This window comes from Phytobacter sp., from assembly GCF_059074235.1.
The window spans coordinates 2,037,732-2,049,464 of the sequence record NZ_JCACPZ010000004.1; the positions used below are offsets into that span (position 1 = coordinate 2,037,732).

The following is an 11,733-nucleotide window of genomic DNA, read 5'->3' on the forward strand; positions in this document are numbered from 1 at the left end:
ACCAGGGAAGGTGCTCTAATAACCATTAACGAGAAAATCCATTGCACCTGTAAATGCCAGCCTGACATGTGACAAATCTGCCACTCGTTCACCCATCTCTTTTACAGATATACCTGCCATCAGGTGCATCATCACGACATAAGGCTTGTCATTTATCTCTACAACGGGGCAGATTTTTGCAGGAGGAGAAGCTCCTGAAAGACTGGCAAGCTCAATAGCTGGAGCGACCAGAACGTGCTTAAGCACGTTGGCAACAGGATGTTGAAGATTAATCAGAATAGGGTAAACACGCTTCCCGTTACCCCTGTTTTCATAAGCATGAAACTGCTCCATCAGAATGACCGTTGGAAATCACTGAATGAACCATTTTCTTCAACCCAGTTATTAACAGCATCGATAGATTTTTTGTTTTCACGTAGCCATTCATCACGCTTATTCTCACGGAACTTTTCAATTAGCGCTTCCGTTAATACCGCAGATAAATTGATTTTAAGCTTGCGGGCTTCCTCAAGAATTTCAGGCGATAACGAAACATTTACGGATTTTTTTAAACCAGACGCAGTGCGCATGATGACCCCCATTGTAATGCGCATGAATTGTCTAAGACTAGCGTAGTCAGCCTGCATTTTCTATTTCTCCATCCCTGAATTTTTACATGATGCTATTCAATGAGTACTGAGCAGTCACGCCCCACACGTCAATTATGCGAGGCGCTTTCCTGTTTAATTTTCTACCCGGCCACTCAGCCCTTAATACGTATCCTTGTCGTCATCGTCATCGTCATCGGGTTGTTCCAGCACGCTGTAGGCTACGGAACAGAACAGCGAATTGAGACGTTTCATGTCGCCCAGCAAGCCCATATGCAGCGAACTGGTTTCGATACTCTGCACGTTTTGCTGATGCAAGCGGTCAACGTGGGCGTGGGAGTAGCGTCGGTTGAGGATGCGGAAGCGGTGTTTGCTGCGACGAAGGCGACGGGCGCTGGTGACATCGCCGGAGAAAAAGACCGACATCGCCAGCTTCAGATTGATGAGCAACTGCTCATAGAGCGCATCCAGCTCTTTCAGCCCTTCAACCGAGAACGCCCGGCGGGCAGCCAGTGATTTATCGGCAATTTCGCTTCCCATGCGCTCGACGATATCGGACGCTTGCTCAAGGTTAAGGGACATCTCTATGATTTCAGCCCAGCGCTTCGACTCCTCCTCTGCCAACTCCTCTTTCGGCATCCGCGCCAGATAGAGTTTGATGGCGGTGTAGAGTACGTTGATATCATCGGCGAGCTTACGCAGATCTTTTTCCTGCCGCGGCTCACCGTGCATCACCTTGTACAGTCCTTCCAGCATCAGCTCCATCGCATCACCAATACGCAACGTCTCCCTGGCCGCATTAGCCAGCGCAAGGGTTGGCGTGTCGAGTGCAGAGCTGTCCAGATGCTTCGGTTTAAGCCTCGCATCCAGCTCGGGTTCATCGCGAATCAACCGTTCACAGAAAGTCGCCATCGCGCCAACAAAGGGCACCATCACCAGGCAGCGAATCAGGTTGTAGAAGACGTGGAAGTAGATAACCAGCTCGGCTTTCGGCAGCGGTATACCGTCCATCAGGTTTGCCAGCATATGGACAAACGGCAGGATTGCAAAACTGCCCACCAGCTTGAAGAGCAGGCTGCCCAGCGCCACGCGCCGTGCCGCTGCATTGGCCGCGCTGTTGTTCAGCATCGCCAACAGACCAGAACCAAGGTTCGCGCCAATCACCAGGCAGAGGGCGACCGGGAAGGAGATGATACCTGCCGTGGTCAGAGTTGCCGTCAGCAGTACAGCAGCCAGACTTGAGTAGCTGATAATGGCAAAGACTGCACCAATCAGTGCATCCAGCATGATGTCGCCCGTCAGCGAGGCAAAGATCACCTGAACGCCGTTGGCCTGGGTGATGGGCGTTACCGCCTGTACGATAAGCTCCAGCGCCAGCAGAATCAGGCCCAGGCCAATGCTCACACGCCCCAGTTGTCCTTCACGCGTCTGTTTGCGCCCGAGGAAGAAGATCACGCCGACAAAAATCAGCAGTGGCGACAGCCATGACAGGTCGAAGGTAAGCACGCGGGCCATCAGCGCGGTCCCGACGTCAGCGCCCAGTACAATCACCAGTGCCGGCGCCAGCGCGACCAGATCCTGGGCCACAAACGAAGTCACCAGCATAGTGGTGGCGTTGCTGCTTTGCACCAGGGCGGTCACACCAATCCCGGCGCTAAAGGCGAGTGTTTTTTTCTCAACGCTGCGGCTGAGGACAGTACGTAAACGAGCGCCAAACACACGCATCACACCGGTACGCACAATGTGTGTGCCCCACACCAGCAGGGCGACGGAAGAGAGTAAGTGAAGCAAAATTAACACGAGTACAAATTCTCCTTATTGTTGTCGATTCCCTTCATGTTCCAGCCTGTCACATCAGGCATTAGCAGAAAAATATTTAACTTCAGTATAAAGGCTTAACGGCAATAAAGAGACAGTGGAATTCAACATTGTGTTAACAATTCTGTTTTCTGAGCCAGAATAACGAGCCTATCTTCAGTACTTCCGAAACCGCAAACAGGATAAAGGCGACAAGCGCCTCTTCAATTTGCAAAAAGCGCAGAATGAGCGGGAAGATAGCGACAGAGCAGCTAAGGGAAAATATTCGCATCACTTCCTGCAAGGTGATGAAGAGAAAACTGATCTCCCTTTTCTTAAGAAAACACCAGGCAGAGATAAAAAGTGTAACCATCAGCCCCAGATAGATAAAAAAGATACACTGCAGCAAAATCCCGGTCGCCCCTCTCACCTCCATAAACGACAGGTTGGCGTAAAAGTGCTGGATATCGGACCAGAACGGTATGTTGCCCATACTCAGTGAAAAGAAAAGATAACTGGCGATGGCCAGAACATCCATCCCACCCCAAAAAATAAATATTTTATCTTTATGACTCATATAATTAATTCATCCTTGTCATACCAAAATGTTTCCGCTCAGTATAATGGGAATAATGTCATGATGAGATAAAAAATGGCAGACACCATCTGTTGCCGACGAGAAATAAGATTAATAAAAGGATCTATTTTCGACCCTCTCTTTTTGATATTTGCGGTTAATAACTGTCTCTTCTGTAGAAACTTTGTTAAAGAAAAAACAGTGTTGTTATCATCGCAAATTTAAAATTATCCGCTTTATTTATAATTTATTATGTTAAATAATCATCCCTGAAAGACCACGCAGTTGAGGAATGGAAATGCGCTTCAGTACAATGTCCGACAGTGAAATTATCTCCGAATTGTGCCGCAGAATTAAAGAAACCCGTATGCAACTCGGCCTGTCGCAGATTGAGCTGGCGGAACGTGCCCAGGTGGGTGCAGCCACCATCAAGCGCGTCGAACTGGGTGAATCCGTCACCCTCAGCACGCTGATTGGCATTCTTCGGGGCCTTGATCGCCTGCATCAGTTGGAATCCATTTTATACGACTCGCACATTCGTGCTTTCAATGCGCAGATTAACGCCGCTGTCCCGGCCCGTATCCGCATTCGCAAAAAGCAGTCCAATCCAGCGAAGGAGAAGTTTGCTGCTGATGCGGAACAAAAGAACGACGCCAACTCCACCATCAACGAATGGTACACTTCGTCCGCTTCGCATAGCGTGGTGTGGTCGCATCAGGCACCGGATACAGATAAGAAAGATTAACAACAGAAGGTTTCAGAAAGGAAATCGCCTGCCATGCAGGCGATTTTTTTTAGGGTGCTCAGGACTCGCAGACAGCCACTTTGATGGCTAACCCACCACGCGCCGTTTCACGGTATTTCGCGTTCATATCTTTGCCGGTTTCAAACATGGTTTCGATAACTTTATCCAGTGACACTTTCGGGTCGCTGGTGCGGTACATCGCCATACTCGCAGAGTTAATCGCCTTGACAGACGCAATCGCGTTACGCTCAATGCACGGAACCTGAACCTGCCCGGCCACCGGGTCGCAGGTCAGCCCCAGATTGTGCTCCATGCCGATTTCAGCAGCGATGCAGACCTTCTCCGGGCTGCCGCCCAACAACTCTGCCAGACCCGCAGACGCCATTGAACACGCCACTCCAACCTCACCCTGACAGCCTACTTCCGCACCGGAAATCGAGGCGTTCATCTTATAGAGGATGCCTACCGCGCCTGCGGTCAGGAAGTAGCGCATGTAGATTTCCGGCGTCACGGTTTTGATAAAGCGATCGTAGTAGGCCAGAACCGCAGGGATGATCCCGCATGCCCCGTTGGTCGGTGCGGTGACCACACGCCCACCCGCCGCATTCTCTTCACCGACAGCCATGGCAAACATATTGACCCAGTCCATCGCACTTAACGGGTTCATGGAATGGCTTTGCGGAGCCAGGACACGATGCAGCGCAGAGGCGCGACGCGGCACTTTCAGTGGGCCAGGCAGAATGCCTTCGGTACTCATCCCACGAGTAATGGCGTTACGCATGGTCTCCCAGATCTTCGCCATATTCTGTTCAACGTTATCGCGACCGTGACGGGCAATTTCGTTTTTCATCATTACGGCAGAGATGGACAGGCAATTATCGTGGCAGTGTGCCAGCAAATTACGGGCAGAATAGAATGGGAACGGGATGTCGATATCCGCATCCTGGCTCTTGCCAAAGTTTTCTTCGGTGACAATAAAACCGCCGCCGATGGAATAATAGGTCTGGAAATGGGCAATTTTGCCATCGCAGAATGCCGTAATACTCATACCGTTTTCATGTAGCGGCAGGAACTCATTGTGAAAACGCATGCATTCCACCACCGGGAACTGAATTTCGCGTTTTCCTTCTTCGATAAACAGACGCTGATGGGTATTAACGTCACGAATAATACCCGGAATAGCATCGATATCGACCGTCTCCGGTAAATAGCCGGAGAGCCCAAGAATAATCGCGATATCGGTGTGATGACCTTTCCCGGTTAATGAAAGAGAACCGTAAACATCGACCACCAGCCGGGTGACTTTATGTAACAGACCTTTTTCCTGCAGGGTATCAACAAACTGTTTTCCCGCTTTCATTGGCCCGACGGTATGCGAACTGGACGGTCCGATGCTGATTTTGAAAATATCGAAAACACTAATCATGTGGCACCCATGCGAGTTACTGAGCAAAACGGATGCGCCGCCCGAGTCAGGCGGCGCGGGGAACTTAGCTGAACAGCGAGAAGAAAATAGCGGAGATAGCAATCAGACCCATCGCGACAACAAACACGTTGCTGATAGCGCCGCTGTATTTGCGCATAGCCGGGACTTTGTTGATGGCATACATCGGCATCAGGAACAGAATAACCGCGATAATCGGGCCACCCAGATTCTCAATCATGCCGAGGATGCTCGGGTTCAGGGTGGCAACAATCCAGGTGGTTACCAGCATGAACAGCGCGGTAATTTTGTTCAGTTTGTTGAGTTCGATGGATTTGCCTTTACCGCGCAGGGACTTGATAACCATGCCGTTGAAGCCTTCACGTGCACCCAGGTAGTGGCCGAGGAAGGATTTGGTAATGGCGATCATGGCGATAATCGGTGCCATCCAGGCAATCACCGGTGCATTAAAGTGGTTTGCCAGGTAAGAGAGAATCGAAATGTTCTGTGCTTTGGCTTCGGCCAGGTTTTCCGGCGACAGGCTCAGGACGCAGCTGAACACGAAGAACATCACTGTCAGCACCATCATGATGTGTGCGAAGCCCAGAATGCGGGAGCATTTACGCTCAGCGTCCTGACCGTACTCTTCACGTTTTGCGACCGCAAAGGAGGAGATAATCGGTGAGTGGTTAAAAGAGAACACCATAACCGGAATTGCCAGCCACAGGGTCATCCACAGGCCGTGCCCGGTTGGTGCTGCGCTGCTCAGAGAGAGGGTGTCGAGAACCGCACCATTCCATTGTGGGATCAGGTACAGCGCCAGCATCATGAGTGCTGCAACAAACGGGAAGACCAGTACGCTCATCGCTTTGACGATCATCTTCTCGCCAAAGCGCACGATGCCCATCATGCCAATAATCAGGATCAGCGACAGAATCGCACGCGGCGGGGACACCAGACCCAACTGATGGGTAATAAAGCTGTCGACGGTGTTAGTGATAGCCACGCTGTACACCAACAGAATCGGGTAAATCGCGAAGAAGTAAAGCAGGGTAATCAGTTTACCTGCACCCACACCAAAATGTTCTTCCACCACTTCGGTAATATCTTCACCTGGGTTTTTACCGGAGAGAACAAAACGGGTTAAACCACGGTGAGCAAAGAAAGTCATCGGGAAGGCCAACAGGGCCATAATAATTAACGGAATTAAACCGCCCACACCGGCGTTAATGGGCAGGAAAAGTACGCCTGCACCAATCGCAGTACCGTACAGGCCCAGCATCCAGACGGTATCACTTTTTCTCCAGCCACTGCCTTCACGCGTGACAAGAGTACTTTGAACGTTTTCCATAATATGGCCTCTGTAATAGATATTTGAGCCAAAAATAATTTGGCTTATATTCATGAAATAAGAACGCTGTCTTTATTTTGCTATTTTATTAAATAAGACTAAGCTTAGTTATTTACAGCGATCACATAACCTGATTTAGAGAGGTGACTTTTAAGGTATCAAAAATAGTACCTTATTTTTGATATTAATTTGAGGTATCATTTCTAATACATTATTAATTACAGCGCGGATTAATACTTTCTATAGTTATATATTCTAAGACTGCTAATGACAATTATAATTGTCATACGATTAATAAAATAATAACTCTGCATTTTATCCAAAGGCTCTGAACAATAAAGACATGGCTTGCTGAGCGATTCAGTTAAAGAAAAAGAGGGCAGAATCCGGCCCAGTTGGCGTAATCGGCGCAGAGAGTTTGAACGCGGACAGCGCGCAAAAACCGGAGCGTACACAGAGTACGTGAGGATTTTGAGCACTGCCCAGGTTCAAACTGGCAAGCAAGATAGCCTAATGGGCCTGATTCTTAGTCCGCGTCGTATCCCAGGTTCGGCGCCAGCCAACGTTCCACTTCCTGGGTCGACATCCCTTTACGACGGGCATAATCTTCCACCTGATCGCGCTGAAGCTGCGCCACGGCGAAATATTTGCTGTCAGGATGGCTGAAGTACCAGCCGGAGACCGATGCGCCCGGCCACATGGCGAAGGACTCGGTCAGCTTCATGCCAGTGTGGGTTTCCACATCCAGTAGTTCCCAGATGGTGCCTTTCTCGGTATGCTCCGGGCAGGCTGGGTAACCCGGTGCCGGACGAATCCCTTGATAGTTCTCGCGGATCAGCTCCTCATTGCTGAGGTTCTCATTCGGCGCGTAGCCCCAGTAGACCTTACGCACGCGCTCATGCAGATACTCCGCAAAGGCTTCGGCCAGGCGGTCTGCCACCGCTTTCACCATGATTTTATTGTAATCATCGTGCTGCGCATTGTAAGCCTCGGCCAGCGCATCCTCTTCGAGACCACCGGTGACGGCAAAGGCACCAATGTAGTCTTCTTTTCCGCTAAATTTCGGTGCAATGAAATCGGCAAGACAGTAGTTCGCGAAGCCCACTTTCTCCGTTTGCTGACGCAGATGACGCCCCACGGTCAGGACCTGGGTGCGGCTTTCATCGCGATAGATTTCCACATCGTCACCCACGCGGTTCGCCGGGAACAGCCCCACTACACCACGCGGATTAAGGGTCTTCTCACGACTGAGCATATCCAGCATGTCGTTGGCGTCCTGGAACAGGCGTTTTGCTTCTTCTCCCACTACCTCATCTTCGAGGATACGCGGGTACTTCCCGGCCAGTGACCAGGTCATAAAGAACGGTGTCCAGTCGATGTAGTTGCGCAGCGTTTCGATGCTGGCTTCCACTTCCTGCACACCCAGCTTGTGCGCAACCGGCGGCGTGTAGCTTGCCCAGTCAAAGGCGAGGTCGTTTTCACGCGCGGCGGCCAGCGTTACCGGTGGAGTACGCGGTTTCTTACGTGCATGCTGAATGCGCACGGTTTCATACTCTTTGCGGGTACGGGCCACGAAGTCATCCCGTTGCGTCTCCGACAACAGTGCCGCCACCACGCCCACGGTGCGCGAGGCGTTCTGTACGTAGACTGTCGGACCGCTGTAGTTCTGCTCGATCTTCACCGCCGTGTGCGCTTTAGACGTGGTTGCCCCGCCAATCAGCAACGGCAGGGTAAAGCCCTGGCGCTCCATCTCTTTGGCAACGTTCACCATCTCATCAAGCGACGGGGTGATCAGGCCAGACAGGCCAATCAGGTCGGCATTCACTTCACGGGCGGTCTTGAGGATTTTCTCCGTCGGCACCATGACCCCGAGGTCGATGATTTCGTAGTTATTACACTGCAGTACCACGCCGACGATATTTTTGCCGATGTCGTGGACGTCGCCTTTCACGGTCGCGATGACCATCTTGCCGTTGCTGGAGCCTTTCTCTTTGCTGGCTTCAATGTACGGTTCGAGGTAGGCCACCGCCTGTTTCATGACGCGGGCCGATTTCACCACCTGCGGCAGGAACATCTTGCCCTCGCCGAACAGGTCGCCGACCACGTTCATCCCGTCCATCAGCGGGCCTTCAATCACCTCAATTGGGCGTGCTGACTGCTGACGGGCCTCTTCGGTGTCCAGCTCAATGAATTCAGTGATGCCTTTGACCAGTGAGTACTCAAGACGCTTTTTCACATCCCAACTACGCCATTCCGCCTGCTGTGCATTGGCGGTATCGTCGGTTTTGCTGCCACGATATTTTTCCGCCAGCTCGAGCAAACGTTCGGTGCCGTCGTCACGGCGGTTGAGGATCACATCTTCAACCGCATCGCGCAGTTCAGCAGGCAGGTCGTCGTAAATCGCCAGCTGCCCTGCGTTCACAATCCCCATATCCATGCCATTGCGGATGGCGTAATAAAGGAAGACGGCGTGGATCGCCTCACGCACAGGGTCATTACCGCGGAACGAGAACGACACGTTGGAAACGCCACCGGAGATCAGCGCATGAGGCAACTCGCGTTTGATGTCTTCGCAGGCACCAATAAAGTCCTGCGCGTAGTTGTTATGCTCTTCTATCCCGGTCGCCACCGCGAAGATATTCGGGTCAAAGATGATGTCTTCCGGCGGGAATCCCACCTCTTTGGTCAGAATGTTGTACGCCCGGCGGCAAATCTCGATTTTGCGCTCGCGGGTATCCGCCTGGCCGACTTCGTCAAAGGCCATCACCACCATCGCGGCACCGTAACGGCGTACCAGCTTCGCGTGATGGATAAAGACATCAATCCCCTCTTTCATTGAGATGGAGTTAACGATGCCTTTGCCCTGAATGCATTTCAGCCCTTTTTCGATGACCTCCCACTTCGAGGAGTCAATCATGATCGGCACACGGGCGATGTCCGGCTCACCGGCGATCAGATTGAGGAAACGCACCATCGCCGCTTCGGCGTCGAGCATCCCCTCATCCATGTTGATATCAATAATCTGCGCACCGCTTTCGACCTGCTGGCGCGCAACATCCAGCGCTTCGTTGTACTTCTCTTCTTTAATGAGGCGCTTAAATTTCGCCGAACCGGTAACGTTAGTACGTTCACCCACGTTCACAAACAGGCTGTCATCGCCAATGTTCAGCGGCTCCAGACCCGCCAGGCGGCAGGCAACCGGCAGGTCAGGCAGCGCACGCGGCGGCAAGCCTGCGACCGCATCGCTCATCGCTTTGATGTGTTCAGGCGTGGTGCCACAGCAGCCACCCACGATATTCAGGAAGCCCGCTTCGGCCCACTCACGAATCTGTTCCGCCATGGTTTCTGCATCGAGATCGTACTCACCAAAGGCGTTTGGCAGACCGGCGTTCGGGTGCGCGGTGACATAACATTCCGCAATGCGTGACAATTCCTGTACATACTGACGCAGTTCATCCGGCCCCAGGGCACAGTTCAGGCCAAAGGTGAGCGCATCGGCGTGGCGCAGAGAGTTATAAAAGGCTTCAGTCGTCTGCCCGGATAGCGTTCGGCCAGAGGCATCGGTAATGGTGCCGGAAATCATGATCGGCAGGTCAACGCCCAGGGCTTCAAATTCTTCTTTCACCGCAAAAATCGCGGCTTTCGCGTTGAGCGTATCGAAAACCGTCTCAATCAGGATGAGGTCACTGCCTCCCTCCACCAGCGCTTTGGTTGATTCGCGGTAAGCCTCCACCAGCCCATCAAAGGTGATGTTACGAAACGCCGGGTCGTTAACGTCCGGCGAGATAGACGCGGTGCGGTTGGTCGGGCCGAGAACACCGGCAACGTAGCGCGGTTTTTCCGGCGTGCGGGCGGTCCATTCATCGGCGCAGGCGCGCGCCAGCTTCGCTGCGGCAAAGTTGATTTCCGCGGACAGGGATTCCATCTGGTAATCCGCCATCGCGATCGTCGTCGAGTTAAAGGTGTTGGTTTCAATGATATCCGCACCCGCCGCGAAATAGGCAGAGTGGATAGTCGCAATCACCTCTGGCTGAGTAATAACCAGTAAGTCATTGTTACCTTTAAGGTCACAGGGCCAGTCGGCAAAACGCTCACCGCGAAAATCCTGCTCACTCAGACGTTGATTCTGGATCATGGTGCCCATGCCCCCATCCAGAACCAGAATACGTTCATTTAATTGCTGCTTCAGTTGCTCAACTTTGCTGCTCACACGTGCTCCCGACGACGCTCAACCAGGCCAAAAGGCCAGCAGGACATACTGGCACAAACTGTCAGGTCGGAAAAGTCAGAGAGGGGTAACATGAGAGATGTTCACCTGAACTCATCCGATCAGTATTTTGTGGGGTTGCATTATAATTCTATAAAACGAAAATGATTTCCACGATACAGAAAAGGAGTCAGCCATGGTTGCCAATGTTCCCGCCAAACGCGGCAGAAAACCCGCTACTGCCGCTGCCGCGCAACCCACCGGTCAGGTTCAGTCTTTAACCCGCGGCCTTAAACTGCTGGAGTCCATTGCGGAGTCCCACGGCAGCGTGGCCTTAACCGAACTGGCGCAGCAGGCTGGCTTACCCAACTCTACCACCCACCGCTTACTGACCACCATGCAGCAGCTTGGCTTTGTGCGCCAGGTCGGTGAGCTCGGGCACTGGTCCGTTGGGGCACATGCCTTTATCGTCGGCAGCAGCTTCTTGCAAAGCCGCAATCTGATGGCCATTGTGCACCCGATTCTGCGCACCCTGATGGAAAACTCCGGTGAGACGGTTAACCTGGCGGTGCTGGACCAGAGCGATCACCAGGCCATTATTATCGACCAGGTGCAGTGCACTCAGCTTATGCGTATGTCTGCGCCGATTGGCGGCAAGCTGCCGATGCATGCTTCCGGCGCAGGGAAAGCGTTTCTGGCCAATCTGAACGATGACCAGGTCTCCAGTTTGTTGCACCGCAAGGGGCTGCATGCCTATACCCATGCGACTTTGGTGTCGCCGGTACACCTCAAAGAAGATCTCGCCCAGACCCGCAAGCGTGGTTACTCTTTTGATGATGAAGAGCATGCGCTGGGCCTGCGCTGCGTCGCCGCCTGTATTCACGACGAACACGGCCTTCCGTTTGCAGCCATATCTATCTCCGGCCCGATTTCCCGTATCACTGACGACCGGGTAACGGAGCTGGGAGCCATGGCGATTAAAGCGGCGAAAGAGGTGACGCTGGCGTACGGCGGGATCCGCTGAGCTTTTATCCGGTGTAGCCTGA

Annotated in this window: 9 protein-coding genes; 2 read left to right on the forward strand and 7 right to left on the reverse strand. The window is 52.4% G+C overall.

All coding sequences use genetic code 11. The annotated features are described in order from the left end of the window. Nucleotides 1-15: 15 nt before the first annotated feature. The 4 genes from AC5JPW_RS13685 to AC5JPW_RS13700 form a co-directional block, all read right to left on the reverse strand. A complete protein-coding gene (locus AC5JPW_RS13685; RefSeq protein ID WP_494241053.1) occupies nt 16-333 on the reverse strand; it encodes a CcdB family protein in 318 nt (105 codons plus the stop codon). Next, nucleotides 333-626 carry a type II toxin-antitoxin system CcdA family antitoxin gene (locus AC5JPW_RS13690; protein ID WP_494241055.1) on the reverse strand — a complete coding sequence of 98 codons (294 nt, stop codon included), beginning with the start codon at nt 624-626 and terminating at the stop codon, nt 333-335. Before AC5JPW_RS13690 ends, AC5JPW_RS13685 begins: the two co-directional genes overlap by 1 nt. Before the next feature lie 123 nt (nt 627-749). Further along, nucleotides 750-2,387: a Na/Pi cotransporter family protein gene (locus AC5JPW_RS13695; RefSeq protein ID WP_494241056.1), complete on the reverse strand. Its 1,638-nt coding sequence runs from the start codon at nt 2,385-2,387 to the stop codon at nt 750-752. A gap of 133 nt (nt 2,388-2,520) precedes the next feature. Next, nucleotides 2,521-2,961: a hypothetical protein gene (locus tag AC5JPW_RS13700; RefSeq protein ID WP_494241057.1), complete on the reverse strand. Its 441-nt coding sequence runs from the start codon at nt 2,959-2,961 to the stop codon at nt 2,521-2,523. Between the two features lie 298 nt (nt 2,962-3,259). Between AC5JPW_RS13700 and AC5JPW_RS13705 the strand changes: the two genes are divergently transcribed. Further along, nucleotides 3,260-3,706, forward strand: coding sequence for a helix-turn-helix domain-containing protein (locus AC5JPW_RS13705; protein ID WP_494241059.1), 447 nt, complete (start codon nt 3,260-3,262; stop codon nt 3,704-3,706). 58 nt (nt 3,707-3,764) lie between these two features. On the opposite strand, the gene AC5JPW_RS13710 is transcribed toward AC5JPW_RS13705, so the two are convergent. The 3 genes from AC5JPW_RS13710 to metH all read right to left on the reverse strand — a co-directional run bounded on the left by AC5JPW_RS13710 (nt 3,765) and on the right by metH (nt 10,690). Beyond that, nucleotides 3,765-5,132: an L-serine ammonia-lyase gene (locus AC5JPW_RS13710; protein ID WP_494241060.1), complete on the reverse strand. Its 1,368-nt coding sequence runs from the start codon at nt 5,130-5,132 to the stop codon at nt 3,765-3,767. 64 nt (nt 5,133-5,196) lie between these two features. Then, the gene (locus AC5JPW_RS13715) at nt 5,197-6,480 is read right to left on the reverse strand and encodes an HAAAP family serine/threonine permease (RefSeq protein ID WP_494241061.1); all 1,284 of its coding nucleotides are present in this window, start codon (nt 6,478-6,480) and stop codon (nt 5,197-5,199) included. Nucleotides 6,481-7,006: 526 nt separating this feature from the next. After that, nucleotides 7,007-10,690: a methionine synthase gene (gene metH, locus AC5JPW_RS13720; RefSeq protein WP_494241063.1), complete on the reverse strand. Its 3,684-nt coding sequence runs from the start codon at nt 10,688-10,690 to the stop codon at nt 7,007-7,009. A gap of 193 nt (nt 10,691-10,883) precedes the next feature. Here metH and iclR point away from each other — a divergent pair, with 193 nt between their 5' ends. Beyond that, nucleotides 10,884-11,711: a glyoxylate bypass operon transcriptional repressor IclR gene (gene iclR / locus AC5JPW_RS13725; protein ID WP_494241064.1), complete on the forward strand. Its 828-nt coding sequence runs from the start codon at nt 10,884-10,886 to the stop codon at nt 11,709-11,711. Nucleotides 11,712-11,733 lie beyond the last annotated feature (22 nt).

Coding starts and splice junctions, on each gene's coding strand:
- AC5JPW_RS13685 (WP_494241053.1), bottom strand. CDS start 333: ATGGAGCAGTTTCATGCTTATGAAAACAGGGGTAACGGGAAGCGTGTT.
- AC5JPW_RS13690 (WP_494241055.1), bottom strand. CDS start 626: ATGCAGGCTGACTACGCTAGTCTTAGACAATTCATGCGCATTACAATG.
- AC5JPW_RS13700 (WP_494241057.1), bottom strand. CDS start 2,961: ATGAGTCATAAAGATAAAATATTTATTTTTTGGGGTGGGATGGATGTT.
- AC5JPW_RS13705 (WP_494241059.1), top strand. CDS start 3,260: ATGCGCTTCAGTACAATGTCCGACAGTGAAATTATCTCCGAATTGTGC.
- AC5JPW_RS13710 (WP_494241060.1), bottom strand. CDS start 5,132: ATGATTAGTGTTTTCGATATTTTCAAAATCAGCATCGGACCGTCCAGT.
- AC5JPW_RS13715 (WP_494241061.1), bottom strand. CDS start 6,480: ATGGAAAACGTTCAAAGTACTCTTGTCACGCGTGAAGGCAGTGGCTGG.
- iclR (WP_494241064.1), top strand. CDS start 10,884: ATGGTTGCCAATGTTCCCGCCAAACGCGGCAGAAAACCCGCTACTGCC.